Below are 26,160 nucleotides of genomic sequence, written 5' to 3'. Positions count from 1 at the left end.
CGAACCGGTCCGGGGCGCGGCGGTCAGGAGGATCGACCGCCGCGCCCGTGCCGGCACGGGTCAGGGCACCGGGAAGAAGGCGATCTTGGCGTGGTACTCACCGGCGACGGTGTTGGTGTCGCTACCGACCCAGAGTCCGCGCTCGGTGGCGTACAGCTCGGCGGTGCCGACCCCGCGATCCTTGGTCGGGTTCCAGGCCAGCGCCTTGCCGGTCACCGGGTGGATCGCCCCGATCCCCGGCCGGGACACCGCGCCCGCCCCCGCCGAGTTGCGGCCGTACGGGTTGTCCAGCCAGCGCTGGTGCCCGCCGACGTACACCGCCGGGCCGGTGATGGCCACCGAGAGCAGGGTGTCCCCACCGGTGTAGTTCGCCCAGGTCGGCTGCTTGCCGCCCGTCTCGGTGCCGAACTCGAAGCGGGCCGCCGCGTCGCAGAGCCGGCCGGTGTACATGTAGCCGGTCGTCACCGCGACGAACCAGGTCCCGTCGGGGGAGATGTCCACCCCGCGCATGTACGTCGGGAAGCTGCTCGCGCAGGTCGGCTGGTACCGGTCGGTCCACCAGCCGGAGAGCGTCGCCCCCGTGGAACTCAGCCGCGCCACCGCGAGCTGGTGCCGGGCCTGGCCGGCGACCGTGCTGAAGTTCCCGACGAAGATCAACCGGCTGCCGTCGGCGGAGACGTCGAGCGCCTCCACCTTGACCGGGCCGGTGACCCCGGTCGTGGTGGTGCGCGGCCCGTCGAGCCGCAGGTTCACCGACGAGTCGGCGGCGCCGGTGCCCGCGTTCAGCGCCGCCAGACCGCGCCGGGTCACCCCGCCCACGGTCTGGAACGCGCCGCCCACGATGAGCCGGTCGCCGACCAGCCGCATGTCGTTGACCTGGCCGTTGAGCGCGGCCGGGGCGAAGCCGGCGAACCGCGCCCCGGTGGCCGCGTCGATCCGGGCCACCCGCGGGGCGGCCACGCCGTTGACCGAGGTGAACGACCCGCCGATGTAGAGCGACCGACCGTCCGCCGCGGCGGCGAGGCCCTTGACCGTGCCGTTGACCACCGGCCGGAAGGTGGTGTCGATCCGGCCGGTGGTGGCGTCGAAGGCCACCAGCCGGGGCATGGCCAGATCGGTGGTGCTGCCCGCGTTGCGGACCTTGGTGAAGGAACCGGCCATGTAGACCCGGTTGCCGATCTGGATGATCCGGTAGACCGTGCCGTCGAGCGCGTGCGGCGTCCAGTTCGCCGGGTCGGCGCTGACCACGGTGGCATGTGTGGCGTTGACCGCGAGGGCCGGGGTCGCGGGAAGGGCGCTGCCCGCCGCGACGAGGGCGGCCGCCAGTCCGGTGGCCGCGCTCCGGTGACGCCAGGTCCGGCCGGTCGGCCGGGCCCGCGTCGAACGTGGATGATCGCGAGAGGTCGTCATCGCCGAAGCATCACCCGGCGACGCCGGTACGCGCAGTCGGGTGGCCGCCGCCGGTACGTCGGCGTTCGGTCAATCCGCACCGGCCGTCCGGCCGCAACCGCGGGACATAACCGGATGTCCCGGTCGGTCGGGCGCAGTAGCGTGTCCCCGGTCCGGACACGGAAGGGGAACGCGATGCGGCAGCGCCGGGAGGCGACGGTGCTCATCTTCGACGCCGACGACACGCTCTGGGAGAACAACGTCCTCTTCGAGCGGGTGATCGACGACTTCCTCGCCTGGCTGGATCATCCCACGCTGGACCGGACCGAGATCCGGGCCGTCCTCGACGACATCGAGCGGGCCAACGCCGTGGCGCACGGCTACGGCAGCAAGGTCTTCCTGCGCAGCCTGGGGGAGTGCCTGGAGCGGCTGCGCGCGCGGCCGGCCACCGAGCGGGAGCGCCGGGAGCTGGACGAGCTGGCCGCGGCGCTGGTCGGGCACACCGTCGAGCTGATGGCCGGGGTCGCGGAGACGCTGGACGACCTCGCCACCCGCCACGAGTTGCTGCTGCTCACCAAGGGGGAGCAGGAGGAGCAGCAGCGCAAGCTGGACGCCTCGGGCCTGCTGCGCCACTTCCGCGCCGCGCACATCGTCCGGGAGAAGGACGTCGAGACGTACCGGTGGCTCGCCGCCGAGCACGGGTTCGACCCGGCCGGCGCCTGGATGATCGGGAACTCCCCGCGGTCGGACATCCTGCCGGCCCGGGCCGCCGGCCTGAACGCGGTCTTCATCCCGAACGAGAACACCTGGGTGCTGGAGCACGACGAGCTGGACCCGACCGACACCGGGGTGGTCCGGCTGGCCGCCTTCCCCGACCTGCTCCGGCACTTCTGATCCGCCGGTAATGTCTCAGTCGTGCCGCTGACGTTCCCCTCGCACCTGGCTCCGGTGCTGCCGCTGAAGCTGTGGCGCCCGCACTGGTTCGACGGGGTGGCGCTGGCCACCGGGGCGGTGTCGCCGGACGTCTGCTACCTGTTCAGTGGCACCCGGTACGACCTCGGGTTGCGGACCCACACGCTGGGCGGGCTGCTCTGGTGGTGCCTGCCGGTGGCGCTCGGCTACGCCTGGATCGTCCGCCGGACGATCGCCGGGATCGCGGTGCACCTGCCCGGCGACCGTGCCTTCGCCTGGCGGGACCATGCCGCCCTCGGCGGCGTCCGGCATCCCTGGCAGGTCACCGTCTGCTCGGCGCTGATCGGCGCGGCCAGCCACGTCGCCTGGGACCGGGTCACCCACACCGACCGCTGGCTGCGCGCCCTGGGCGTCGACTGGCACGCGCTCACCGGCATGTACTGGTGGCTCTTCGCCGACCTGCTCAGCACGGTGGGCGGCGGCGTCGTCGTGGTCGGCCTGGCGCTCCGCGCCGCCCGCCGGCATGAGATCTTTGACGGCGTACGACCGCCGGCGCCACCGGCGCGACCAACGGCCTTCTGGGGGGTGGCGCTGATCGTCACGGCCGCCGGCGCGGCCGTGCTGCCGGCGCTGCCGTACGCGACGGTGCCGGCCCCGGGCGGGGTGCGGCTGCTGCATCTGGGCGCGCTCGCGCTGATCGCCGGCGCCGTGGCGGCCGGCCGGTCCGAGGCGCGACGGGTGGGCGGGCGGACCGGTCGCTCCGAGGAGAAACAGCGCCACTCCGGCTGACCCTGTTACGCCGACATGCCGTATTTCAACGTTGGCATCAATCACATTCTCCCCGGCCCGCAGAAGCTTGTTCGACCTGCGGCGGGATGCCTAACCTGGGCCCGCGTTCACGGCTCTTCGGGGTGAGTCGGGGACGCGCCGAAGTCCGGTAGTTGGGCACCGTGGAGCTGAGTGCATGCGGGCCGGCTCGCCGTGTTGAGCCCGGCGTTGGCGGCGTGCCACGCCTGCCGCGCTCGCAACGGCGAATTCCGCTACCACGCCGGACGGCTGGGGGTCAGGACCGGGGAGTTGCGGACCCGGTCCTGACCCGTCCCCGGCGAGATTCCTCCGCGTCGTGCCATCCCAAAGCGTTTACGGCGGGCCGACCTCGACGAATGTCCGTCCGGGTGGCACCAACATCTGCTCGTTCTATCAACTCCCGAATTGGAATTGAGATGCAGGTTGAGCTAGTACGGCAGCCGCCGTTCGGGATCATGGCTGAGGTTCGAGCCTGAGCCGACGTGTGTAGTGGGATCGTCAAGTTTGGAAGCCGGTGTCTGCGGGGTCGTCCACCGACGGCGATTCCCGTGCCCACCGCCGCTGCCTGTGAAGGCTCAATTTCCCAAAACGGACGTGAGGTGTCCGATTTAGGAGGGCTACTTCAGCCGCAACAACTCGTCCGACACGATCCACGGCGGATGCTCGACGTCACGGCCTCAACGTCGGAAGATCGCGGCGAGCTTGTACGCCCGGGCGCGGGCCAGCAGCTTGAGGAGATCCCGCTTGCGGGGTTCGGTGTAGAGGATGAAGTCGTCGAACCGCCGAACCCCCGGGTGGCCCACGGCGGACGCGGCTGCGTCGCGGATCGCCGTCAAGTGGCCCGCGGTCAGCTGCAGGGCCCGCTCGTCGGGCTGGTACTCCGCCCCGAGTGGGTAGTCGCGGCCGGGCCGGTTCCTCATCTCGATGTGGCAGCCGAGCACGTGCGTCACCGGCCGGGTGGCGGCAAAGGCGACCAGCCGGTTGAGCGTTGCGAGGTACGCCGCGGCGTCGAACGCGTACAGCCGGCCGGGCAGGGCCGTGTCGCCGGTGAGCAGGATCCCGGTCCACGGGTCGTAGATGGTGATCGCCGCCTGGTGGTGGCCCGGGGAGCCGAGGATCTCCAGCGCCCGGCCGCCGAGGTCCAGGGTGACGGTCTGCGCGGGCCAGCTGTCGCCGAATCCGAAGAACGACCGGACCGCATCCACCTCCCGCGGCACCACCGTGGTGTTCGGGCGGCCGGCGAACTGCGCATCGGCGGCAACGTGGTCACCGTGCCCGTGCGAGTGCGCCACCACCAGCTCGTACCTCTCGCGCGGGTGCGCATCGAGCCACTCGGCGATGAGCCCGTCGACCGTCGCGCGCAGCGGGAATAGGTCGGAGTCGGCGGTGGCGCCGGTGTCGAGCAGAAGCGCGCGTTCGTTGCCAAACAGCAGGAAGAGGAACGGGGCCTCGTAGCTGGTGGCCTTGCTCTGCCGCAGGATGATCGTGTGCTCGTCGTACGCGTGGACCTGGATCTTCGGGTCGCGGTCGCGCCGCTTCGAGGGCACGCCGTGGTTCCAGCGCACAGCGAGCGACCCCTTCGCGGGGGCGGCGCTCACGAAGTCGATCAGGTCATCAGTCATCGGAATCACTTTCGCTGTCCACTAGGTCGAAGTTCGGCAGCGGTGTGGCCGCCATGAAGTACCGGACGTGCTGCTGGCCGGGCTGGAGCCGGACACCGCCGGCACTGATCCGGGCGATGTACGGCTCGAGGATCGACGTGACCTTCTGCTTGATGTCGGCGGCCTCCTCGGCCGACATGACCGCCACCGCGGTCATGAGACTCTTCTGCCACGCCGAGCTCTCCTCGTCATTGCGGTCCACGTAGCCGAGGATCGCCTGCATCTCCCGCTCGACCACGACCCGCTCGAGCTGCCGCTGGACGACCGCATCTCCGCTAGCGGCGATCCGCAGGCGCCGCTGGGGATCGGTCACGCGCCACTTCCGCTCGCGCTTGTCGCCGCCCGGCCCGGCGTCCTCCGCGAACCCGTACTTGGCCAGCTGGCGCAGGTGGAATGAGCAGTTGGCCTGCGGCACGCCGAGCGCGCGGCCGCACTGGGCGGCTGTGGCCGGGCCGGTCGCGGCCAGCAGCTCCAGCAGGTCCAGCCGGACCGGATGGGCCAGCGCCCGGATGGCCATGGCGTCGCTGATACGCATATGCCAAAGGATACTTTGGGGTTGCGAGATGTCAAGCACTTCTTTGGCATTGTCGACAATATCGACCGAGTTGAAACCTTGAGTCCCACTGGTACGGCAGTTGCCGTTCGGGATCATGACTGAAGTTCGAGGTTGAGGCGTCGTCGGTAGTGGGATCGTCGGGCACGGGCTTGATGGCGGCGGCGCCATTGTGACCAGTGCAAACGGTGCGTGAGGCCGCGGATTGGCCGGATGATGAGGGTGTTGATCAGACGGCGGATCTCGTTGACGGTCAGTGGGATCAAGCCGGGGTCGTCGGGCTCGTCGGTGGTGGCGTCGGCGGCGCAGATCGCCAGGATGGCGAGGGCCCTCGTCGCCGGCCCGGGTGGCGCACACCGTCCGGGTACCGGTCACCCCGGCGCCGGGTGAGCCACTGCCCGTCCTGGTCCAGATCCAGGTCGGTGACCACCCGGCCGAGGGGTTCAGCCGGATCACCTTCGGCTTCCGCGGCCCCACGCCGAGCTACCAGGTCGGCTACGTCGCCCGGGTGGAGTCCGACGGCAGCGGCGCCCCGGTCGAGCTGCCCGGCACCGCGTTCCTCGCGGTCCGCTTCAACCCGGCGCAGGGGCATGACAGCAGCGGACAGAGCACGGTGAGCGCGCCCGCGCGGACCATCGGCCACCCCACGCTGCGCGGCTGGGCGCCCGCCGGGGACTTCGAGGGGTACCTCAGCTTCGGGCTCGGGCTCCAGCCGCCGTCCGGCGCGACCGTGCCGGTGCGGCTGGGCGAGTCCACCCGTCCCGACGGCACCCACGTCGTCTCCGTCGACGTGCGCCGGAGCTGAGCCGCGGCGGCGTTCGCCGTGGTCGAGGCGGGCGCCCCGGCCGACGGAACCGACCGCGCCGACCGAGGGTCGGCGCGGTCGGCTCAGGCGTGCCTCAGGAGGCCCCGCCCCGGACGATCGCCACGGCGACCCGGCAGAACTCGTCCATGTCGGGGTTGAAGCCGGCGGCGATGTCCGGGTGCAGTCCGGCGCGGGTCTCGTCGAGCAGCCGCCGGCAGACCTCCTCGACCGGCTCGCCCGCGTAGCTGGACCGGACCCGTTCGATTGCCGCCTGCAGGGCCGAGGTCAGCTGATCCTCCAGCGGGCCGCGCAGCTTCTGCTGCACTGCATCGAGCCCGCTCGGGTCGAGCGTGACATGTGGCTCCGACATCGGCGCTCCCTTCATCGGCGTCCGCGGTACCCCACCGCGGCCGTCGGTCAAACCACGGTGGGTACGGCGGCCACCCGGACCTGGTACGAGAAGTCCTCCGCCGGCTCCTCGAGGTAGGACAGCCGGCGGATCTGCCGGTCGTCGTCGTAGAGGGCGACGTCGACCAGGACGCCGAGGTGGGCCAGCCCGATGTTGGCCACCCGCTTCTTGTCCTGCAGCACCGCGCAGACCCCGCCCAGCAGGGTGCTGGCGTCGGAGGTGCGGTGCCCGGGCGGGCAGCGCAGGGTCAGGTCCACCTCGATCGGCCCGGCGAGCGGGGTCCAGCCGGTGCGCTGGGCGGCTTCGCAGGCCGCCTGGAGCAGGGCGCGGACCCGGGTCGCCTGCCGGTGCCCGGCGGCGAAGATGGACAGGGCCTCGGTCTTGACCGGGGGCAGGCCGCTCACCTCGAACGTCAGGGCGAGAGCGCGGGTGTCCTGCACGACAACCTCCTCGTTGGGGACGATCCTGCCCAACCGGTGACGCGGCAGAGGGGGGTTCCCGCGATTACCAACCGATCGGACGGGTCGGGGGTCGGCCGGAGGCGTATCGACTTCGACGGCGACGCGCTGGCTGCGGAGCTACCGAAACGCTAGTGCACCGGGCGCACGCTGGGTAGCCTCGCCGTTCACTGGGTGGGACGGGGCGGGAAGGCGCAGAACTCGTTGCCCTCCGGGTCGGCCAGCACCCACCAGCCGGTCCGGTCGTCGAGCTCGCGCAGCAGCGTGGCCGCCGGCCGCGATCAGCCGCGGCGTGCGACTCGCGTACCGCCCGGTCCCAGCGCTCGTCGTCGAGGGCCGGCGCGGCCGTGGTGAGGCCGGCCGCCTCGACGGCCGCGGTCACGATCTTGTCGCCAAGCGGGTTGCCGGCGTCGTGGGTGCGGGCGCCCAGCTCGGCGTAGAAGCGGCCGGCGTCGTCGTGGCGGCCCTCGGCGCGCTGCGCCTCCACCGGCCGGAGCGCCGGCCGGTGGCGGCCATCGCGTCGGCGCCCTCGGGGGCGATCCGGCCCTCGTTGAGGATGGCCAGGCTGAACGCCCGCCACTCGACGCGCAGCCCCCGGGCCCCGGCGACGGCGACCAGCCAGCGGGAGGTGCGCCAGGTCCACGGGCAGGCGGGATCGAAGAAGAAGGTGGCGTCCATCCGCCGAGCGCAAGGGCCGCCCGGCCGGCGCGCAGGGTGGTGATCCCGCTCACCCCAGGCCCTGTCTTTCCCGTTCCGTGACGCTCAGGTTTCGCAGCGTCGCAGGTCGGGCACTGTTGGCGCACGAAACGCCCGGGGCCGAGTGGATTTGCCGCAACCAGCGCCCGGACCGTCTCGCCGTGCGCCGGGGCACGGGCAACTCCCCCGGCTCTCGCCAAAGAAAGGGGGAGGGCGATGACGACAGACCCCGACGAGGCCGCGGGTCGGCGACGAACACGGTTCCGTGCGGCGGCGGCAGCCGCCGCACTGACGTTGGTGGCGCCGCTCGCGGCCTGCGGGTCCGGCGGCGACGGCGGTACGCCCACGATCAACCTGTACTACCCGCCGGAGCAGAACCTGCAGAAGGTCGTCGACGACTGCAACGCGCAGGCCCAGGGGCGATACAAGATCGTCTATCGGGTGCTGCCCCGGCAGGCCGACGACCAGCGGGTGCAGCTGGTGCGCCGGCTCGCCGCACAGGACAGCGGCATGGACGTGCTCGGCCTCGACGTCACCTGGACCCAGGAGTTCGCCAGCGCCGACTGGATCCGCGAGTGGACCGGCCAGGACAAGGCGGAGGCGGAGCAGGGCACGCTGGCGGGCCCGCTGGACACCGCCCGCTACGAGGGCAAGCTCTACGCCGCGCCGAAGAACACCAACGTCCAGCTCCTCTGGTACCGGACCGACCTGGTGCAGCAGCCACCGAAGACCTGGGACGAGATGATCTCCGCCGCCCAGCAGCTCAAGCAGCAGGGCAAGCCGTACCAGGTGCTCACCATGGGCGCCCAGTACGAGGGTCTCGTCGTCCTCTACAACACCCTGGCCGAGAGCGCCGGCGGCAAGATCCTCAGCGACGACGGCAAGCAGGCCGTGATGGACGAGGGCACCGTCAAGGCCCTCGACCAGCTGAAGAAGTTCGCCACGTCGGGCGTGACGTCGCCGTCCTTCACCAACGCCACCGAGGACCCGGTCCGGCTGGAGTTCCAGGGCGGCTCGGGCGCCTTCCAGGTCAACTGGCCCTTCGTCTATCCGGCGATGCAGGAGGCGAACCCGGACCTGGCGAAGAAGGTCAAGTGGGCCCGGGTCCCCGGCATCGACCCGAACACCCCGAGCAAGGTCACCATCGGCGGCGTCAACATGGCCGTCAGCACGTACTCCAAGCACCCGACCGAGTCGTTCGAGGCGGCCAGGTGCATCCGCAACGAGAAGAACCAGAAGTTCTCCGCGGTCAACGACGGCGTGCCGCCGACCATCGAGAAGGTCTACGACGACCCGGAGATGGAGAAGGCGTACCCGATGAAGGAGACCATCCTGGAGGAGCTGAAGGAGCCGGCGGTCCGTCCGCTGACCCCCGCCTACCAGAGCATCTCCACGGTCATGTCGGCGATCCTGTCGCCGCCGTCAGGCATCCGGCCCGAGCAGACCGCGAACGAGCTGCGGGACGCCATCGCCGACGCCCTCGAATCCAAGGGGGTCCTCCCGTGAGCATCAACGCCACCCCTACGGGTGCGGACGTCGCGGCCGACGAGACCGCCACCCGGTCCGCCGGCCGGCACGCGGCGGTGCCCGCCCAGCGGGCCAACCAACGGGCCAGGGCGCCGCTGAGCGAGAACAAGCGGGCCGAGCGCCGCCTCGGCTGGCTGCTCTGCGCGCCGGCCGCGCTGGTCATGGTGCTGGTCACCGCCTACCCGATCCTCTACTCGGTCTGGCTGTCGCTGCAGCGCTTCGATCTGCGCTTCCCCGACCAGCGGGAGTTCATCGGGCTGGAGAACTACGCCACCGTGCTGACCAACCAGTTCTGGTGGACCGCGTTCGGGGTCACCGCGCTGATCACCGTGGTCACGGTCGCGGTCGAGCTGGTGCTCGGCATGGGACTCGCGCTGATCATGCACCGCACGCTGGTCGGCCGGGGCATCGTCCGCACCGCGGCGCTGATCCCGTACGGGATCGTCACCGTCGTCGCCGCCTTCTCCTGGCGGTACGCCTGGACCCCCGGCACCGGCTACCTGGCGAACGTCTTCGACGGCAGCGCGCCGCTGACCGAGCGGGCCAGCTCACTGGCGATCATCATGCTGGCGGAGATCTGGAAGACCACGCCGTTCATGGCACTGCTGCTGATGGCCGGCCTGGCCCTCGTCCCGGAGGACCTGCTCAAGGCGGCCTCCACCGACGGCGCGACCTCCTGGCAGCGGTTCACCAAGGTGATGCTGCCGGTGATGAAGCCGGCGATCCTGGTCGCCCTGCTGTTCCGCACGCTGGACGCGTTCCGGGTCTTCGACAACATCTTCGTGCTCACCGCGGGCGGCAACGAGACCTCGTCGGTGTCGATGCTCGCCTACAACAACCTGATCCGGGGTCTGAACCTCGGCATCGGCTCCACGATGTCGGTGCTGATCTTCCTCACCGTGGCGATCATCGCCTTCGTCTTCGTGAAGCTGTTCGGTACCGCTGCCCCGGGCAGCGACGACGGGGAAAGGCGCTGAGATGGCTGTCGAAACCACCGCGCGGGCGAAGCTGCGCTGGGGTCTGCTGGACGTCATCGTCGTCGTCTTCGCGCTGATCCCGGTGCTCTGGATCGCCTCGCTGTCGTTCAAGACCCCGGCCACCCTCACCGACGGGAAGTTCTGGCCCCGGGAGTGGACGCTGGACAACTACCGGACGATCTTCCAGACCGACCAGTTCGTCCGGGCCCTGGCCAACTCGATCGGCATCGCGCTGATCGCCACCCTGATCGCCGTGGTGCTCGGCGCGATGGCCGCGTACGCGATCTCCCGGCTGGACTTCCCCGGCAAGAAGCTGCTGGTCGGGGTCTCCCTGCTGATCGCGATGTTCCCCCAGGTGTCGCTGGTGTCGCCGCTGTTCGAGATCGAGCGTCAGCTCGGCCTCTTCGACACCTGGCCGGGGCTGATCCTGCCGTACATCACCTTCGCCCTGCCGCTGGCCATCTACACGCTGTCGGCGTTCTTCAAGCAGATCCCGTGGGACCTGGAGAAGGCGGCGAAGATGGACGGCGCCACCCAGGGCCAGGCGTTCCGGCGGGTCATCGCCCCGCTGGCCGCGCCGGGGCTGTTCACCACGGCGATCCTGGTCTTCATCTTCTGCTGGAACGACTTCCTCTTCGCGATCTCGCTGACCTCCACCGAGCGGTCCCGCACGGTGCCGGTGGCGCTGTCGTTCTTCACCGGCGAGTCGCAGTTCGAGGACCCCGCCGGGGCGATCTGCGCGGCCGCCGTGGTGATCACCATTCCGATCATCCTGTTCGTGCTCTTCTTCCAGCGCCGCATCGTCTCCGGCCTGACCTCCGGCGCAGTCAAGGGATAGGTGGTAGTCATGGCTGACATCGTGCTGGACAAGGTGAGCAAGCGGTTCCCGGACGGGACCGTCGCGGTGCAGGACGTCGACCTGGAGATCGCCGACGGCGAGTTCGTGATCCTGGTCGGTCCGTCGGGCTGCGGGAAGTCCACCACCCTCAACATGATCGCCGGGCTGGAGGACATCAGCTCCGGCGAGCTGCGGATCGCGGGGGAGCGGGTCAACGACAAGGCGCCCCGGGACCGGGACATCGCCATGGTTTTCCAGTCCTACGCGCTCTACCCGAACATGACCGTCCGGGAGAACATGGCCTTCCCGCTGCGCCTGGCGAAGCTGGACAAGGCCACCATCGACGCCAAGGTCGACGAGGCGGCCAAGGTCCTGGAGCTGACCCCGCTGCTGGACCGCAAGCCGGCCAACCTCTCCGGCGGCCAGCGCCAGCGGGTGGCGATGGGCCGGGCGATCGTCCGGCAGCCCAAGGCCTTCCTGATGGACGAGCCGCTGTCCAACCTCGACGCCAAGCTGCGGGTGCAGATGCGCACGGTGGTGTCCCGGCTGCAGAAGCAGCTCGGCACCACCACCGTCTACGTCACCCACGACCAGACCGAGGCGATGACCCTCGGCGACCGGGTGGTCATCATGCGGGGCGGGGCGGTGCAGCAGGTCGGTCCGCCGCAGGAGCTCTACGACCACCCGCGCAACCTCTTCGTCGCCGGCTTCATCGGCTCGCCGTCGATGAACTTCCTGCACGCCGCGGTGGAGGACGGTCGGCTGCGGACCGCGCTGGGTGACGTGTCGATCGGCGAGCGGGTGCGCCGGGAGCTCGACGGCGCCGACGCCCCGCGCGAGCTGATCCTCGGCATCCGCCCCGAGCACTTCGAGGACGCCGAGTTGATCGACGAGGAGACCCGCCGCCGGGGCATGGAGTTCGAGGCGCCGGTGGACATCGTCGAGTCGATGGGCTCGGACAAGTACGTCTACTTCACCGTCGAGGGGGAGCGGGCCACCGCCGCCGAGCTGGAGGAGCTGGCCGCCGACGCGGGCGCGGCCGACTTCGCCGGTGCCGGGTCCAGCCTGGTCACCCGGCTCTCCGCCGAGTCGGCGGTGCGGGAGGGGGAGAACCGGCGGGTCTGGTTCAACCTGGACAAGATCCACCTGTTCGACCCGTCCACCGGCCGGAACCTCACCCTGCACGAGGGCCGGGCGGCCGGCGCCCTCGCCGACTGACCGACGCGAACGGGGGCCGGTGGCAGCAGCCGCCGGCCCCCGTTCCCGTCGAGGGGGTCGGGGGTTAGATCACCCTCAGCTCCACCCCAGGTCAAAGGCCGTTTCCGCTAGTCGGAGACGGCCTTTTTCGATCTTGTTCGGCAGCGGAGTACAGCAGCTCAGATGAATCTGCTCGCCGAGGCGCTTGAGTGCCGTCACGATCGTCTCCGCGGTGCAGGAGCTGCCGGCGAGCCCCATCAGCGGCAGGAAGGCCGCTCGGCAGCTGCGAGGTCGATTCCAGCGATCCGGCGGAAAGGCGGCGCTGGCGTGCTCGACGGTCGGCAGAGTTGCACCCGGTGCCGATACGTCAACCTGCCGTGATCGCCCCGGATCGTCGACAGTGGAGGTCGGCCAGGTCGATTGAAATCGACCTTCCAAGGTTGTTGCTGAATGTGGCCCTCGAACCACCGATGCCGATTCGAATGATCGGGTTGCCATTACGGAGGAACACCATCCAGATCAGGTTCTCCTGCGGGTCGAGTCGCGCGAAGAACCCCTCGGACCCGTGGGCACCCTCACCGCAACACAGGAAGCCCGAACCGTCCGGCAACTTCACTCTCGCCGACTCATCAATCTGGGCAACCTCCTCAGGGTCGGCGGATAGCAGATCATCCAGGTCAAAGGCGCCACCGATCCGGATGAACGACAGATCAGGGCCGTCTGAGCGCACGATGTGGGCAGATCCGTCCACGCGGTAAAGCCCGCTGACACCCGGCGCGGAGCCCTGCCGCCAGAGGTCGACGATGCGGCTCACTTCTCCTAACTCCCGCCCAGGTCGCTCGTAGAGCCCGTGTCCTGGCACAGGGCACCATACCGCCAGGCCCATCCTTACCAAACGTTCTGCCGAACCCCAGTCCCGGGCACCCATGCATCCACGTCGGTTTGCCGTTGTCGCCATGGGTATTCCCTTCTGTGGGTATCCCAGGCCGCAAGAAGCTCCCCATGCTGACGCCCGCCCTCGGCGGCGCGGAGCGGTACGGTACGAGACGGTTCCTCATGGCCGAGGGCGGGGATGCTGGGTGGGTGGGAAACCACCGGCCGCTAGGTGCGCTAGCTGGCAGGCGACTGTCCGGTCGATGTCGGCGCTCCGAGGAGTTGAGGACGCGGCGGCACCGGACACGGCTACCTCTCGATAAACCTCGGTGGTGTCAGGCGCTGCGGGGCGGCGGGGGCGAAGACGGCGACGCACGGTACGCGTCGTACGTTGCGGTGCCGGCTCCTCTGCTGGCCCCGGTCGCGTTGGTGCGCACGGCGCTGGTCGTCGCGGCTGCCGTCGCCGCTGGTTGGCTCGTGGGCTGGCTCATCGGCGTAGCCATCAAGAAGGCGGCGAGGGAGCCCTACCGGTCGTTGTTGATGCCGACCTATCGCGCCTGCCGCCGCCTGACAATCCTCATCCTGGCACTCGCTGCCCTGTACTTCACACTGCAATACACCGACCTGCCCAATGAATGGTTGCCCCACGGCCGTAACGCGCTGCGCCTGGTATTGGTCCTTGCATTCGCTTGGCTGGCGGCCAAGGCGCTGCGCGTCACCGAGGCAGGCGCCCTGCTACAACTCCCCCCGCACAGCAAGGATCCGTCCATCCGGCGGACCCGCAACGAGATCCGGCTGCTTCGCAAACTGGCCGGGGCTATCGTCGCAGTGCTGGCGATCGGCTGGGTCCTGACAACCTTCGACACCCTGCGGGCATTCGGCATATCCCTGCTGACATCCGCGGCAGTCCTCGGCGTCGTCGTCGGCCTCGCCGCCCGGAACACGCTCGGCAACGTCCTCGCCGGACTCCAGGTGGTTGTCTCCCACGCCATGCAGGAAGACGACGTCGTCGTGGTGAACGACGAGTGGGGCCGCGTCGAGGAGGTGAACCTCACCCACGTCGTCGTGCGGATGTGGGACGAACGGCGGCTGACCGTGCCCACCACCTTCTTCACCGAACGCGCTTTCCAAAACTTGACCCGACACGACGCTCGGGTGATCAGCGAAGTCACCCTGCACTTGGACTTCACCGCCGAATTGAACGAGCTGCGCAGCGAGGCGCAACGCCTCTTGGAGGCGAACCCGCTGTGGGAACGCGACAACAAATGGCAACTACAGATGGTCGACGTGACACCGCAAGCAGTCGCCGTCAAGCTACGCGCCTGGGCCGCAGACTCACCCAGCGCCTGGAACCTCGCCTGCGAAATGCGGGAGGCCCTCACCACGTACGTCCGGGACCAACACCCGCAATGGCTCCCACGCACCCGGGGCGAGTATCACCCGTAATACCCTCGCCCGGGACGGCCGCAGGTCGGCTGCGGCAGCAGCGCCGAGCCGGGTAGCGCGGAGGCGGACTCCGGTGGCAAGCCGCTGTGGCGGGGATCCGCAAGCCCTACGGCCGCGAGGTTCCACCGTTACGGTCCGTCGCAGCCGGTGCTGCACAGCCGGCTGCCGGCCGGCTGGCTGCCGGACACCTGACGCATCGCGTCGAGGTGCGCTGGGTCGGCCGTTCCCGCCTCGGCTACCCTCGCGGCATGATCGATCCGGTCGGGCTTGTCATCTTCGACTGCGACGGCGTGCTGGTCGACAGCGAGCCCATCGCCGTGCGTGTCAACGTCGCAGTGGGCGCCGAACTGGGCTGGCCGTTGAGTGAGGCGGAGGTCATCGAGCAGTTCGTAGGGCGCTCCAGTGCGTCCATCGGTGAGTTGATCGCCGCCCGCCTGGGTGCCGATACGGCCGCCATGTGGGCCCTGCGGTTCGACCAGGCTCACCGGCGGGAGGTCGACGTGGCGCTGACTCCAGTGGACGGGATAGTCGAAGCTCTCGACGAGATCGTGACGCCGACGTGTGTGGCATCCAGCGGTTCGCACGAGAAGATGCGGCACACTCTCGGCCGTACCGGCCTGTACCACCGGTTCTCCGGGCGCATCTTCAGCGCGAGCGAGGTGGCCCGGGGTAAGCCCGCCCCAGATCTGTTCCTGCACGCCGCCGCCCGGATGGGCGTGCCGCCGCACGCGTGCGTGGTGGTCGAGGACAGCCGCTACGGCGTGCAGGCGGCCCGCGCCGCCGGGATGCGGTGCTTCGGCTACGCCGGCGGGCTGACCCCAGCGACATGGCTGGAGGGTCCAGACACGGTCGTCTTCGATGACATGCGCAAGCTGCCGGCCCTGCTGGCGGCCGCGTGAGCCACCGGGTTGCGGGCCGACCGGCGACCGCGGACACCTCAACCGCCAGCGTTCGATTGGAGAAGATCCTTTGGTGGCACCACGTGGAATCACCGGCTACGCCGAAGTAGCCGACACGCTGGCCCGCCAGTACGAGAGCGTGTCGTTCGGCGAAGTGCACCGCGAAGTGTTGCACCTGTTCCCGGAACGGCCAAGCCAAGTCATGGACGTCGGCGCGGGCACCGGCCGGGACGCCGCCGCGCTGTCCGCGCTCGGACACCGGGTCGTTGCCGTGGAGCCGACGGCCGAGCTTCGCAACCACGGCCGACGCCTGCACCCCGACATGGACATCGACTGGGTCGACGATGCACTGCCCGACCTCGCGGTGATTCACAGGCGGGGCCTGCGCTTCGACCTCATCCTGGTCACCGCCGTGTGGATGCACCTGGACCGGGCCGAGCGGGATACGTCGATGCGGCGGCTGGGGAACCTGCTGGAGCCGGGCGGGCAGATGATCCTCTCAGTGCGCCACGGGCCCGTGCCGGCGGGGCGGCGGATGTACGACGTTCCGGCCCGGGAGACGATCGCACTGGCTCGTGAGTACCGGCTTGACGTAGTCCACTCCAGCAGGCGGTCCGACCTGCACGGCCGCGCGGACGTGTCGTGGACTCTGCTGGGTTTGCGGCGCCCGGCGAACGGGCGATGAAGGCCACCGACCACGGCTCGACAGCACTGGCCGAAGCAAAGGCGGCCTGCATCTCGTCGCCGCGTCCCGGTTGCCGTCAGTGCTGACGGGGCGACGGCCCCGTCACCGTGTGGGCGGTCGGTCCAGCAGCTTGTCGAGCCGGACAGGCAGGTCCCGGACCCGTACCCCGGTCGCGTGGTACACGGCGTTGGCGACCGCCGCGGCGCTGCCGACGATGCCGATCTCGCCGATCCCCTTCACCCCGGCCGGGTTCAGCTCGGGGTCCTCCTCCGGCAGCCAGTACGCCTCGATCCGCTCCACGTCCGCGCAGACGCTGACGTGGTACATGGCGAGGTCGTGGTTGACCCAGTCGCCGTACCGCTCGTCGAGCAGGCCCTCCTCGTGCAGCGCCATCGACAGCCCCATCGTCATGCCGCCGATGAGCTGGCTGCGGGCGGTGGTCGGGTTCACCACCCGGCCGGCGGCGAAGACCCCGAGCATCCGCCCCACCCGGATCTCGCCGGTGTCCGCGTCCACCCGCACCTGCACGAAGTGGGCGCCGTACGCGTAGCGGGGCCGGGCGGGTTGCGCGCGGACCTCGTCGGCGGTGCTCACCTCGACGGTCAGTCCCTCGGCCGGCACCGCACCCCCGGGAGCCCCGCGGATCCGTTCGCGCAGCGCCTCACCGGCGCGGATGACCGCCCAGCTCCACGACGCGGTGCCCATCGAGCCGCCGGCCACGCCCGCCGGGGGCAGGTCGCTGTCGCCGACCCGGATCACCACCCGGTCGACGGGTACGCCCAGCGCGTCGGCGGCCACCTGCCACAGCGCGGTCCGGGCGCCGGTGCCGATGTCGGTCGCGTTGATCCGTACCTCGAAGGTGCCGTCCGGCGCGGCGGTGGCCGCCGCCGCGGCCGCGCGGGACCGGGCCGGGTAGCTGGAGCCCGCCACCCCGGTGCCGACCAACCACCGCCCGTCGCGCCGAACCCCCGGCGTCGGGTCCCGGTCGGCCCAGCCGAACCGGCGCGCCCCCTCCCGCAGGCAGGCGATCAGGTTCCGGCTGCTGAACGGCTGCCCGGTGTCGGGATCCACGGCCGGGTCGTTCCGGATCCGCAGCTCGACCGGGGTCGACGCCGCACGCCGTCGCCAGCTCGTCCATCGCGGACTCCAGCGCGTACGCGCCCGGGCACTCGCCCGGCGCGCGCATCCAGAACGGGGTCGGCACGTCCAGTCGGACCAGTCGGTGGGTGGTGCGCCGGTGCCGCCCGGCGTACATGCTGCGGGTGTAGACGGCGGTCTGCTCGGCGAACTCGGTCAGCGTCGAGGTCTGGCTGATGGCGTCGTGGCAGACCGCGGCGATCCGGCCGTCGGCGTCGGCGCCGAGCCGGACCCGCTGGATGGTCGGGGTCCGGTACCCGATCGGACCGAAGAGCTGCTGCCGGGTCAGGGCCAGCCGGACGGGCCGGTCCACCTGCCGGGCGGCCAGCGCGGCGAGCACCACGGCCGCCTTGGCGTACCCCTTGCTGCCGAAGCCGCCGCCGACGTGCTCGGCGACCACCCGAACCGCCTCCCGGGGCAGCCCGAACAGCTCGGCGAGGGTCGCCTGCACCGGGGATGAGCCCTGGTTGGAGTCCTGCACCAGCAGCCGCCCGTCCCGCCAGCGGGCAGTGGTGGCGTGCGGCTCCATCGGGTTGTTGTGGTAGGCCGGGGTCCGGTAGGTGGCGTCGACGCGCACCTCGGCCGCCGCGAAACCGGCGTCGAAGTCGCCCTCGGCGGTGTCCGTCGGATAGCTCGGGTTGACCTTCTCCGGCCGGTACAGCTCGGGGTGGTGTTCCGAGAGCACGGTGCTGTGCGGCTCGGTGTCGTACTCGATCCGGACCAGCCGGGCCGCCTCGCGGGCCGCCTCGATGGTCTCCGCCACCACGACGGCGACGAACTGCCCCCGGTAGTGCACGGTCGGCTCCTGGAGCAGGAACAGGTCCGCGTCCACCCCGGGCGCCAGGCGGGGCGCGTTGCCGTGGTGCAGCACGTCGAGCACCCCGGGCAGGGCCAGCGCCGGGGCCACGTCGACCCGGACGATCCGGCCGCGGGCCGCGGTCGCCGGCACCGCCCAGCCGTACGTCACGCCGTCCATCGGGTACTCGACCGCGTACCGGGCCGCCCCGGTGACCTTGTCCCGACCCTCCAGCCGCGGGTGTTCCCGGCCCACCGCGCCGACCGGTGCCGCGCTCATGTCCGCCCCGAAGCGGCCAGCCCGGTCAGCGCGCGGACGGTGATGTTGCGGATCAGCGGCACCTTGAACCCGTTGTGCCGCAACGGCCGGGCCGCGGCGAGCTCGGCGTCCGCGGCCCGGGCGGCCAGCTCGGCGGTGAACGGCCGGCCGCGCAGCAGCTCCTCCGCCCGGTACGCCCGCCACGGCCGGTGGGCGACCGCGCCGTACGCCAGCCGGACGTCCCGGACCACGTCCCCGTCGAGGTCGAGCGCCGCCGCCACCGAGCCGACCGCGAACGCGAACGCGGCCCGGTCGCGCACCTTCAGGTACTCCGACCGCCGGGCGAACGGCAGCGGCGGGACCCGTACCGCGGTGATCAGCGCGCCGCGGGGGAGCGTGGTCTCCCGCTCGGGGTGGTCGCCGGGCGTCCGGTGCAGCTCGGTGAGCGGCACCTCCCTGGGTCCGGCCGGCTCGCGTACCTCCACCACGGCGTCCAGCGCGACCAGCGCGACCGCCAGGTCCGACGGGTGGGTCGCCACGCAGTGCTCGGACCAGCCGAGGATGGCCAGCTCGCGGTTCTGTCCGTGCAACGCCGCGCAGCCGGCGCCCGGCTCGCGCTTGTTGCACGCCTTCGCGGTGTCCTGGAAGTAGCCGCACCGGGTGCGTTGCAGCAGGTTGCCGGCGGTGGTCGCCATGTTGCGCAACTGCCCGGAGGCGCCGGCGAGCAGGGCCCGGGCGAGCAGCGGGTAGTCCCGCCGGACCAGCGGGTGCGCGGCGAGGTCGCTGTTGCGGGTGGTGGCGCCGATCCGCAACCCGCCGTCCGGTCCCGGTTCCACCGTGTCCAGCGGCAGCCCGCTGACATCCACCAGCAGACCGGGCCGTTGCACGCCGAGCTTCATCAGGTCCACCAGGTTGGTCCCGCCGCCCAGGTACGCCGCCTCCGGGTCCGCGTCGAGCAGCGCGACCGCCTCCGCGACGTCGACGGCCCGGCGGTAGCGGAAGGCTCTCACCGGGCCGCCGCCGCCGCGCGGATCGCGGTCACGATGTTCGGGTACGCGGCGCAGCGGCACAGGTTGCCGCTCATCCGTTCGCGCACCTCCGCGTCGGTCAGCTCCACCGGCGCGGTCAGGTCGTCGGTCACCACGCTGGGCCAGTCCCGGGTCACCTCGTCGAGCATCCCGCGCGCCGAGCAGAGCTGGCCGGGGGTGCAGTAGCCGCACTGGAAGGCGTCGTGGGCGACGAAGGCGGCCTGGAGCGGGGAGAGCGCGTCCGGTCCGGCGAGTCCCTCCACGGTGGTCACCTGCCGACCGTCCAGGGTGGCGGCCAGGATCAGGCAGCTCTTCACCCGCCGGCCGTCGAGCAGCACCGTGCACGAGCCGCACTGGCCGTGGTCGCAGCCCTTCTTGCTGCCGGTCAGGCCGAGTCGCTCCCGTAGCGCGTCCAGCAGGGTGGTCCGGTTGTCCAGCGTCAGGTCGTGGTCGACACCGTTGACGGCGAGGGCGACTCGGGACGACGATCCGCCGTCCGCCGGATTCCCGCTCCCCCGTCCGCTGCGCACCCGGTCAGACTACCGTTGTCCGTACTATTAACGGACAAATCCGGGCTAATGCCCGGCCGGTGCGATCGGCGGAGCGGCATGCGCGAGGTGCTGGGCGTGGTGCACGGCTGGGCGGACGGGGTGGCCCGACGGCAGGGCGGCACCGGCCGGGCGCTGCGCGGACTGCGCGGCCCGATCCACCGCGCCCCGGACCGGGCCCGCCAGCCCGCGGGGTCGCCGCGGTGACCGTCGCCGGGCTGCTGCTCGCCGCCGGGGCGGGGCGCCGGTTCGGCCGGCCCAAGGCGCTGGTCGAGCTGGACGGCGAGCCGCTCGTCCGGCGCGCGGTGCGGCTGTTGCGGTCCGCCGGCTGCGCGCCGGTCCACGTCGTCGTCGGCGCCGGCGCGGACGCGCTGCCCGAGCTTCCCGGGGCCGTGCCGGTCGTCAACCCGCACTGGCGGGACGGGCTGGGCGGCTCGCTGCGCCGGGGTCTGGCGTCGCTGCCCGGGCACGTCCCCGCCGCCGTGGTGGTGCTCGTCGACCAGCCGTCACTCACCCCGGCGGCAGTGCGCCGGGTGTGCGCGGCCCACGCCGCCGGCGCGCCCGTCGCCGCCGCCGCCTACGCCGGGCGGATCGGGCATCCGGTGCTGCTCGGCCGCGCCGTGTGGCCGCTGCTCGACCGGTACGCCACCGGGGACCGGGGCGCCCGCGACCTGCTGCGGGCCCGTCCCGACCTGGTGACCGTGGTGCCGTGCGACGACCTCGGGTCACCCCTGGACGTGGACACCCCGGCCGACCTGGCCCGACACGCCGCCGCCGGTCACCAGGAGTGACGAAGGGGCAGGCCGAGGAAGTGGGCGTAGCCGTCCAGCGCCGCCTCGACCCGGGTCCGCAGCCCGCCGTCGAACGGGACCAGCGGTTGCACGGTGACCGTGGCCCGGGTCTTGCTGAGGGTGCGCTTCCAGGTGCCCACCACCCGACCGGCGCGGACGACCGTGGACTGGAAGACCCCGTTGCCGCCGGGGATGACCGCCTGCTTGTCCGCCGGGTCGAGCATCAGGGCCCGGTCCTTGAACCCGAGCAGGTATTCGTCGAAGCCGGGGAGCACGTGCAGGTCGTCGACCGGCCCGCGCGGCGCGTCGAGCAGCGCCGCGTCGACGACCGCCTCGGTGCCGTCGACCCGGACGGTGGCCAGGGCGTCGCCGGCCACCGCGATGCCCCGCCGGGCATCGGCGGCGGTCAGCCCGGTCCAGCCGGCGAAGTCCTGCCGGGTGGTGGGGCCGTGGCTGCGGAAGTAGCGCAAGGCCAGGACGCCCAGCGCCTCATCGCGCTCCGGCCGGTGCGGGTCGGGCGCCCACTCGTCCAGCAGGGCGAACGTCTGCTCCGAGCCGACGTGCGGGGCGATGCAGGTGACACCGCGCTGGCTGGCGTACCAGAGCAGGTGGTAACCGCGCTGCCCGGCGGTGTCGATCCCCGCCGCGGTCACGGTGGCGAGGCACTGGGCGCGGGTGAGTCGGCCGCCGCCGGCCAGCGCGGCGCCCAGCGCGTCGGCCGCCCGGTCGGCCTCGGCCTCGGTGAGGCCCAGGACCGCCCGCCGGGCCGCGGCGCCGGCCAGCGTGCGGACGCCGGTCACCGCCAGCATCCAGCGGGCGTCCCGCGCCGGTACGAGGTGGACCGTCCCGCGCATCGGCCAGGTGCGCAGCGCCTCCCGGCGCTCCAGGGCCGCCCGCACGTCGGCGAGGGTGCGCCCCGGCAGGCGGACGCCCAGCGACCACATGCCGCTCGCGGCGTCCTGGGCCTGCATGGCGCCGAACCACTCGACCACCCCGGCCACGTCGTCCGGCCGGGCGGTCGGGTGCGGGCGCAGCAACAGGCTGGTCATCCGCAGGGCCAGGGCCTCCGCGCCGGTGAGCCGCACGTCCACGGGCCGCCTTCCGTCGATGGTGGCGGCCAGCATAGGCGGCCGGTCCGACATGCCCGGCGGGTTAGGGTGGGCGACGTGCTCCGACAGGTCACCGGGATCCGGTACGTCACCCCGCTGCGCGAGGGCGGCTCGCTGCCCGGCGTGGTGGAGGCCGACGACCTCGGCACCTACGTGGCGAAGTTCCGTGGCGCGGGGCAGGGGCCGAAGGCGCTGGTGGCGGAGGTGATCTGCGGCGAGCTGGCCCGCCGGCTCGGGCTGGCCGTGCCGCGCCTGGTGGTGCTCACCATCGACCCCGTCATCGGCCGGGCCGAGCCCGACCAGGAGGTGCAGGAGCTGCTGCGCAACAGCGGCGGGGCGAACCTGGGGATGGACTTCCTGCCCGGCGCGCTCGGCTACGACCCGGTCGCCCACCCGGTCGACCCCGCGCTGGCCTCGCGGGTGCTCTGGTTCGACGCGTACACCGAGAACGTCGACCGGAGCTGGCGCAACCCCAACCTGCTGATGTGGCACCGGCAACTGTGGCTGATCGACCACGGTGCCACCCTCTACTTTCACCACAACTGGCCGCGCGCCGAGGCCGCGGTGCACCGGGCCTACCGGGCCGACGACCACGTGCTCGCGCCGTACGCCACCCGGCTGGCCGAGGCGGACGCCGAGCTGGCCCCGCGGATCGGCCGGGAGCTGCTCACCGAGGTCCTGGAGCTGGTGCCGGGAGAGTGGCTGGCCGGTCCGGACTTCGACACGCCCGACGCCGCCCGGGCGGCGTACGTGGACCACCTGGCCCGGCGGGTCGCGCGGACCGACGCCTGGCTGCCCACCGGGAGCGCGGCATGAGAGAGCCCTTCGAGTACGCGGTGATCCGGCTGGTGCCCCGGGTGGAGCGCGGCGAGCAGATCAACGTGGGCGTGATCCTCTACTGCCAGGCCCGCGACTTCCTCGGCGCGCGTACCCATCTGGACGCCGACCGGGCGCGGGCACTGGCCCCCGACGTGGACCTGGATGCGGTGGCGGCGGCGCTGGGCTCCTGGGACCGGACCTGCGGCGGCGACGGACCGGCGCGGACGATGAAGCGGGGGGAGCGGTTCCGCTGGCTGGCCGCCCCGCGGAGCACGATGATCCAGGCCGGCCCGGTGCACACCGGGCTGACGGCCGATCCGGCGGCGGAGCTCGACCGGCTGATGGCGGCCCTGGTCCGCTGACCCCTGATCGCGCTACGCCAGCCTCGTTGCCGGCGGAGCGCGATCCCCCGTTCAGGTTCGCCGGTGTGGGGCGGCGGCGGGGTTCCGCCGACACCGGTGCGAACAGGATCCCCGGCGGGCGGAGCGCCGGCACCGTTGCGGATCGGAACTTGCGGAAATCTTGAGCAGCCGCAAGCTATCGACCCCGATCATTGTCGCCGGGCGACCGTTTGACCCCGCAAGCAACGGGTAGTCGCCGGAGCTGATCCGATTTGAGGAGGGAACGTCTGATGGATGGTCGGACCAAGGTCGCGGTGATTTACTACAGCGCGACCGGCATCACCTACCAGATGGCGCAGTCAGCGGTCGAGGCCGCCGGCGATGCCGGGGCCGAGGTGCGCCTGCGCAAGGTACGTGAGCTGGCGCCCGACGAGGCGATCCGCTCCAACTCCGGCTGGCAGGCGCACCACCTGGAGACCCAGGACGTGATGGAGGCCCAGCTCGACGACCTCTCCTGGGCCGACGTGGTGATCTTCGGCTCGCCCACCCGGTACGGCATGGTCGCCGCCCAGCTCAAGCAGTTCATCGATACCACCGGTCCGCTCTGGGCCCAGGGTTCGCTGGCCAACAAGGTGTACTCGGGCTTCTGCTCGACGGCCACCTCGCACGGCGGACAGGAGTCCACCCTGCTGGCGTTGTTCAACGTCTTCTACCACTGGGGTGGCATCGTGGTGACCCCCGGCTACACCGACCCCAGCCAGTTCGTCGCGGGCAACCCGTACGGCGCCTCGCACACCAGCAACAACGGCGAGACCGCGCCCGACGACATCGCGCGCAACGCGACCGCGCTGACCGCCCGACGCGCGGTGCAGATCAGCACGGCGTTGAAGAAGGGCCTGGCCGGCTGACCCCGGCCGGTGGCGACCGGTGGTCGGACGGGGGCTCTCGGCCCGTCCGACCACCGGTCGCCCTGAGCCCTACCCCCGATCGGCCGGACCATGCCCGGTCAGGGCCGGATTGGCGAGCAGATGCCCGAGGAGGTCGGCCAGCACGGCCAGGCCGTCCCGGCTGAGCACCGACTCCGGGTGGAACTGCACCCCGGCGAAACCCGGCCCGCGCAGCGCGTGCACCGCCCCGTCCGCCGGGTCCCGCGACAGCTCCACCGGCCCGTACGCGCTGGCCACCCGGTCGGCGTCGGCGCGCGCCGTGAAGGTGGAGTAGAAGCCCACCCGGCGGGTCGCGCCGAAGACCGGCACGTCCCGCTGGAGCCCCTGGTACGGCGCCTCCCGCCGGTGCAGCGGCAGCCCGAGCAGCCCGGAGAGCAGCTGATGCCCGAGGCAGACCGCCAGCGTGGGCCGGCCGGACTCCAGCAGGCCCACCAGCAGCGCCCGCATCGCCGCGATCTTCGGCGCGGACAGATCGCCCGGGTCGCCCGGCCCGGGACCGACCACCACCAGGTCGTAGCCGTCCACCGGGGCGGGCTCCCGCCAGTCGCGGCGGTCGACCCGCAGCCCGAGCGCGCCGAGCTGGTGGGCGAGCATGCCGGTGAAGGTGTCCTCCCCGTCCACGATCAGCGCCCGCAGGCCGGTGAGCCCGGCCAGCGCGGACGCGCCGGGCGTCCGCTGGTCGAGCCAGAACCGGGCCAGCGGGGCGTTGCGGGCGGCCAGCGCGGCGCGGACCTCCGGGTCGTCGGCGTACGACTGTTCCGGGTCGCGGCGCGGCGTCAGGCGCGCCGAGCCGGAATGGTCGTACCGGCCCGCCGGGCGGGGGCCGGGCTCCGGCGCGTCCGGGCCGAGGCCGAGCGCGGCCAGCACCCCGGCCGCCTTGGCGTGCGTCTCCGCCACCTCGTCCGCCGCCGTGGAGTGCCGCACCAGGGTCGCCCCGACCGGCACCCGCAGCTCGCCGGCGGGGGAGAGCTCCGCGGTCCGGATCAGGATCGGCGCGTCGAGGGTCTGCCGGCCGGCGTCGTCCCGGCCGAGCAGCGCGAGGACGCCGGCGTAGTAGCGGCGGCCGGTCCGCTCGTGCCGGGCGATGACCCGGCAGGCGTTCTCCATCGGGCTGCCGGTGACCGTCGGGGCGAACATCGTCTCCCGCAGCACCTCCCGGACGTCCCGCGAGCCGCGCCCCGCGAGCAGGTACTCGGTGTGCGCGAGGTGCGCCATCTCCCGCAGGTACGGCCCGACCACCTGGCCGCCGTGCTCGGCGACGGTGGCCATCATCTTCAGCTCCTCGTCGAGCACCATGTACAGCTCATCGACCTCCTTCGGGTCGTGGAGGAAGCGCAGCAGCGCGTCGCGGTCCGCCGCCGCGCCGGTGTGCCGGAACGTGCCGCTGATCGGGTTCATCATCACCAGGCCGTCGTCGACGCTGACGTGCCGTTCCGGGCTGGCCCCGACCAGGATCCGGGAGCCGGTGTGCACCACGAACGTCCAGTACGCGCCGCGCTCGCGCAGCAGCAGCCGGCGCAGCGCGGCCAGCGCCGCCACCAGCGGCGACCCCTGCACGGTGGCCCGCATGGTGCGGTGGATGACGAAGTTGGCGCCCTCGCCCCGGCCGATCTCGTCGGCGAGCACCCGGCCGACGGTCGCGGCGTACTCGTCGTCGGCGATGTCGAAGCCGCGCCCGGTGCTCCGCACCGGGCGGTCGGGCAGGACGTCGAGCGCCTCGGCCAGCCCGATCCGGTGCTGTGTGGAGATCACCAGGCATTCCAGCGGCACGCCGTCGTCGACGCAGGCGAAGCCGCGCTCGCCGATCTGCCGGTACGGGACCAGGGCCAGCGTGCGCGGGCCGGGCGGGCCGTCCGGCAGTGGGATGTCGGCGAGCCGGTCGGCGGTGCGTACCGTGCCGGTGAAGAGCTCGAGGTGGTCGGCGCCCTCGCGGCGGACGAGCGCGAACGGGCCGGGGTCGACGCCGTCGGCGACGGCGGCGAGCAGGTCGTGCGGGCGGGTCATCGGGGTCTCCTCGGGCCGGGAGCCGCCGGCGGGGCGGCCCGGGATGCCGGGGAGAGACCGGCGGCCGCCTCGTCGGGCGGCCGCGTGGGAAAGCTACGCGCGGGGATGGGCCGCCGGGTCGGCGGGCCACCAGCAGGACAGGTGCGCGGGCATGGCGATCACTGTACGCGACCCGACGGTCCCCGGGAACCCGATCGCCGCGTCCCGGCCGAGTCGGGATCTTGGCTTCACCGCCCGCCCTGCCGGGTAG

29 protein-coding genes and 1 pseudogene are annotated in these 26,160 nt (G+C 72.1%); 15 read left to right on the top strand and 15 right to left on the bottom strand.

Annotated elements, in window-relative coordinates:
* Positions 1–60 precede the first annotated feature (60 nt).
* The gene (locus tag ACTWO6_RS22730) at positions 61–1,410 is read right to left on the bottom strand and encodes a hypothetical protein (protein WP_446215822.1); all 1,350 of its coding nucleotides are present in this window, start codon (positions 1,408–1,410) and stop codon (positions 61–63) included.
* A gap of 174 nt (positions 1,411–1,584) precedes the next feature.
* Here ACTWO6_RS22730 and ACTWO6_RS22725 point away from each other — a divergent pair, with 174 nt between their 5' ends.
* Together ACTWO6_RS22725 and ACTWO6_RS22720 are read left to right on the top strand one after the other, a co-directional pair.
* Complete coding sequence (locus ACTWO6_RS22725) at positions 1,585–2,283, top strand: HAD family hydrolase (protein WP_446215821.1); 699 nt, start codon at positions 1,585–1,587, stop codon at positions 2,281–2,283.
* Between the two features lie 21 nt (positions 2,284–2,304).
* A complete protein-coding gene (locus ACTWO6_RS22720; RefSeq protein ID WP_446215820.1) occupies positions 2,305–3,090 on the top strand; it encodes a DUF4184 family protein in 786 nt (261 codons plus the stop codon).
* A 695-nt stretch (positions 3,091–3,785) separates the two neighbouring features.
* On the opposite strand, the gene ACTWO6_RS22715 is transcribed toward ACTWO6_RS22720, so the two are convergent.
* Entirely contained in the window at positions 3,786–4,730 is a 945-nt protein-coding gene (locus ACTWO6_RS22715; protein WP_446215819.1) for an MBL fold metallo-hydrolase, read from the bottom strand.
* The gene (locus ACTWO6_RS22710; RefSeq protein WP_446215818.1) at positions 4,723–5,421 is read right to left on the bottom strand and encodes a winged helix-turn-helix domain-containing protein; all 699 of its coding nucleotides are present in this window, start codon (positions 5,419–5,421) and stop codon (positions 4,723–4,725) included. The genes ACTWO6_RS22715 and ACTWO6_RS22710 overlap by 8 nt, the downstream gene beginning before the upstream one ends.
* Before the next feature lie 247 nt (positions 5,422–5,668).
* On the opposite strand from ACTWO6_RS22710, the gene ACTWO6_RS22705 reads away from it, so the two are divergent.
* Positions 5,669–6,127 (top strand): AMIN-like domain-containing (lipo)protein, encoded by a 459-nt coding sequence (locus ACTWO6_RS22705; protein WP_446215817.1) that lies wholly within the window; start codon positions 5,669–5,671, stop codon positions 6,125–6,127.
* A 94-nt stretch (positions 6,128–6,221) separates the two neighbouring features.
* Here ACTWO6_RS22705 and ACTWO6_RS22700 read toward each other — a convergent pair whose 3' ends face one another.
* From ACTWO6_RS22700 to ACTWO6_RS22685, 4 genes are all read right to left on the bottom strand, one after another.
* Entirely contained in the window at positions 6,222–6,497 is a 276-nt protein-coding gene (locus tag ACTWO6_RS22700) for a hypothetical protein (RefSeq protein ID WP_446215816.1), read from the bottom strand.
* Between the two features lie 47 nt (positions 6,498–6,544).
* Positions 6,545–6,976 carry a hypothetical protein gene (locus tag ACTWO6_RS22695; protein WP_446215815.1) on the bottom strand — a complete coding sequence of 144 codons (432 nt, stop codon included), beginning with the start codon at positions 6,974–6,976 and terminating at the stop codon, positions 6,545–6,547.
* A 185-nt stretch (positions 6,977–7,161) separates the two neighbouring features.
* On the bottom strand, positions 7,162–7,254 hold the full coding sequence (locus tag ACTWO6_RS22690; RefSeq protein ID WP_446220734.1) for a VOC family protein: 93 nt from the start codon (positions 7,252–7,254) through the stop codon (positions 7,162–7,164).
* A gap of 118 nt (positions 7,255–7,372) precedes the next feature.
* Positions 7,373–7,672, bottom strand: coding sequence for a DsbA family protein (locus ACTWO6_RS22685; RefSeq protein ID WP_446215814.1), 300 nt, complete (start codon positions 7,670–7,672; stop codon positions 7,373–7,375).
* A gap of 234 nt (positions 7,673–7,906) precedes the next feature.
* Between ACTWO6_RS22685 and ACTWO6_RS22680 the strand changes: the two genes are divergently transcribed.
* From ACTWO6_RS22680 to ACTWO6_RS22665, 4 genes are read left to right on the top strand one after another with little or no spacing between them, the layout of a single operon-like run.
* A complete protein-coding gene (locus tag ACTWO6_RS22680) occupies positions 7,907–9,196 on the top strand; it encodes an ABC transporter substrate-binding protein (protein ID WP_446215813.1) in 1,290 nt (429 codons plus the stop codon).
* Positions 9,193–10,194: a carbohydrate ABC transporter permease gene (locus tag ACTWO6_RS22675; RefSeq protein WP_446215812.1), complete on the top strand. Its 1,002-nt coding sequence runs from the start codon at positions 9,193–9,195 to the stop codon at positions 10,192–10,194. The genes ACTWO6_RS22680 and ACTWO6_RS22675 overlap by 4 nt, the downstream gene beginning before the upstream one ends.
* Before the next feature lies 1 nt (position 10,195).
* Positions 10,196–11,032, top strand: coding sequence for a carbohydrate ABC transporter permease (locus tag ACTWO6_RS22670; RefSeq protein ID WP_446215811.1), 837 nt, complete (start codon positions 10,196–10,198; stop codon positions 11,030–11,032).
* Positions 11,033–11,041: 9 nt separating this feature from the next.
* Positions 11,042–12,250, top strand: a complete 1,209-nt coding sequence (locus tag ACTWO6_RS22665) for an ABC transporter ATP-binding protein (RefSeq protein ID WP_446215810.1) — start codon at positions 11,042–11,044, stop codon at positions 12,248–12,250.
* A 75-nt stretch (positions 12,251–12,325) separates the two neighbouring features.
* Here the strand turns inward: ACTWO6_RS22665 and ACTWO6_RS22660 are convergent, their stop codons facing one another.
* Both ACTWO6_RS22660 and ACTWO6_RS22655 read right to left on the bottom strand, forming a co-directional pair.
* Positions 12,326–12,448 carry a hypothetical protein gene (locus tag ACTWO6_RS22660; RefSeq protein ID WP_446215809.1) on the bottom strand — a complete coding sequence of 41 codons (123 nt, stop codon included), beginning with the start codon at positions 12,446–12,448 and terminating at the stop codon, positions 12,326–12,328.
* 148 nt (positions 12,449–12,596) lie between these two features.
* Entirely contained in the window at positions 12,597–13,043 is a 447-nt protein-coding gene (locus ACTWO6_RS22655) for a hypothetical protein (protein WP_446215808.1), read from the bottom strand.
* Positions 13,044–13,498: 455 nt separating this feature from the next.
* Between ACTWO6_RS22655 and ACTWO6_RS22650 the strand changes: the two genes are divergently transcribed.
* From ACTWO6_RS22650 to ACTWO6_RS22640, 3 genes are all read left to right on the top strand, one after another.
* The gene (locus ACTWO6_RS22650) at positions 13,499–14,548 is read left to right on the top strand and encodes a mechanosensitive ion channel family protein (protein ID WP_446215807.1); all 1,050 of its coding nucleotides are present in this window, start codon (positions 13,499–13,501) and stop codon (positions 14,546–14,548) included.
* A 248-nt stretch (positions 14,549–14,796) separates the two neighbouring features.
* The gene (locus tag ACTWO6_RS22645) at positions 14,797–15,447 is read left to right on the top strand and encodes an HAD family hydrolase (RefSeq protein ID WP_446215806.1); all 651 of its coding nucleotides are present in this window, start codon (positions 14,797–14,799) and stop codon (positions 15,445–15,447) included.
* A gap of 73 nt (positions 15,448–15,520) precedes the next feature.
* The gene (locus ACTWO6_RS22640; protein WP_446215805.1) at positions 15,521–16,132 is read left to right on the top strand and encodes a class I SAM-dependent methyltransferase; all 612 of its coding nucleotides are present in this window, start codon (positions 15,521–15,523) and stop codon (positions 16,130–16,132) included.
* A 102-nt stretch (positions 16,133–16,234) separates the two neighbouring features.
* Here ACTWO6_RS22640 and ACTWO6_RS22635 read toward each other — a convergent pair whose 3' ends face one another.
* The 4 genes and pseudogenes from ACTWO6_RS22635 to ACTWO6_RS22620 form a co-directional block, all read right to left on the bottom strand.
* Positions 16,235–17,203 carry a molybdopterin cofactor-binding domain-containing protein gene (locus ACTWO6_RS22635; protein WP_446215804.1) on the bottom strand — a complete coding sequence of 323 codons (969 nt, stop codon included), beginning with the start codon at positions 17,201–17,203 and terminating at the stop codon, positions 16,235–16,237.
* A gap of 91 nt (positions 17,204–17,294) precedes the next feature.
* Positions 17,295–18,245, bottom strand: a pseudogene (locus ACTWO6_RS22630) (xanthine dehydrogenase family protein molybdopterin-binding subunit); the annotation flags it as partial.
* 95 nt (positions 18,246–18,340) lie between these two features.
* Positions 18,341–19,333 carry an FAD binding domain-containing protein gene (locus ACTWO6_RS22625; RefSeq protein WP_446215803.1) on the bottom strand — a complete coding sequence of 331 codons (993 nt, stop codon included), beginning with the start codon at positions 19,331–19,333 and terminating at the stop codon, positions 18,341–18,343.
* The gene (locus ACTWO6_RS22620) at positions 19,330–19,881 is read right to left on the bottom strand and encodes a 2Fe-2S iron-sulfur cluster-binding protein (RefSeq protein ID WP_446215802.1); all 552 of its coding nucleotides are present in this window, start codon (positions 19,879–19,881) and stop codon (positions 19,330–19,332) included. Before ACTWO6_RS22620 ends, ACTWO6_RS22625 begins: the two co-directional genes overlap by 4 nt.
* Before the next feature lie 78 nt (positions 19,882–19,959).
* Here ACTWO6_RS22620 and ACTWO6_RS22615 point away from each other — a divergent pair, with 78 nt between their 5' ends.
* Together ACTWO6_RS22615 and ACTWO6_RS22610 are read left to right on the top strand one after the other, a co-directional pair.
* Positions 19,960–20,106, top strand: coding sequence for a hypothetical protein (locus ACTWO6_RS22615; protein WP_446215801.1), 147 nt, complete (start codon positions 19,960–19,962; stop codon positions 20,104–20,106).
* On the top strand, positions 20,103–20,690 hold the full coding sequence (locus ACTWO6_RS22610) for a nucleotidyltransferase family protein (RefSeq protein WP_446215800.1): 588 nt from the start codon (positions 20,103–20,105) through the stop codon (positions 20,688–20,690). The genes ACTWO6_RS22615 and ACTWO6_RS22610 overlap by 4 nt, the downstream gene beginning before the upstream one ends.
* Here ACTWO6_RS22610 and ACTWO6_RS22605 read toward each other — a convergent pair.
* Entirely contained in the window at positions 20,678–21,814 is a 1,137-nt protein-coding gene (locus ACTWO6_RS22605) for a winged helix DNA-binding domain-containing protein (protein WP_446220733.1), read from the bottom strand. The two genes, ACTWO6_RS22610 and ACTWO6_RS22605, sit on opposite strands and share 13 nt — an antisense overlap.
* A gap of 42 nt (positions 21,815–21,856) precedes the next feature.
* On the opposite strand from ACTWO6_RS22605, the gene ACTWO6_RS22600 reads away from it, so the two are divergent.
* The 3 genes from ACTWO6_RS22600 (at position 21,857) to wrbA (ending at position 23,867) form a co-directional block, all read left to right on the top strand.
* A complete protein-coding gene (locus ACTWO6_RS22600; protein WP_446215799.1) occupies positions 21,857–22,615 on the top strand; it encodes a HipA family kinase in 759 nt (252 codons plus the stop codon).
* The gene (locus tag ACTWO6_RS22595; RefSeq protein WP_130337889.1) at positions 22,612–22,980 is read left to right on the top strand and encodes a DUF3037 domain-containing protein; all 369 of its coding nucleotides are present in this window, start codon (positions 22,612–22,614) and stop codon (positions 22,978–22,980) included. Before ACTWO6_RS22600 ends, ACTWO6_RS22595 begins: the two co-directional genes overlap by 4 nt.
* A 269-nt stretch (positions 22,981–23,249) precedes the next feature.
* Positions 23,250–23,867 (top strand): NAD(P)H:quinone oxidoreductase, encoded by a 618-nt coding sequence (gene wrbA, locus ACTWO6_RS22590; RefSeq protein WP_446215798.1) that lies wholly within the window; start codon positions 23,250–23,252, stop codon positions 23,865–23,867.
* 69 nt (positions 23,868–23,936) lie between these two features.
* On the opposite strand, the gene ACTWO6_RS22585 is transcribed toward wrbA, so the two are convergent.
* Entirely contained in the window at positions 23,937–25,910 is a 1,974-nt protein-coding gene (locus tag ACTWO6_RS22585; RefSeq protein WP_446215797.1) for an anthranilate synthase family protein, read from the bottom strand.
* Between the last annotated feature and the right edge of the window lie 250 nt (positions 25,911–26,160).

Source organism: Micromonospora sp. IBHARD004, from assembly GCF_052814115.1.
The sequence above is the reverse complement of the archived record's forward strand: the minus strand, read 5'-3'. Positions and strand labels throughout refer to the sequence as shown.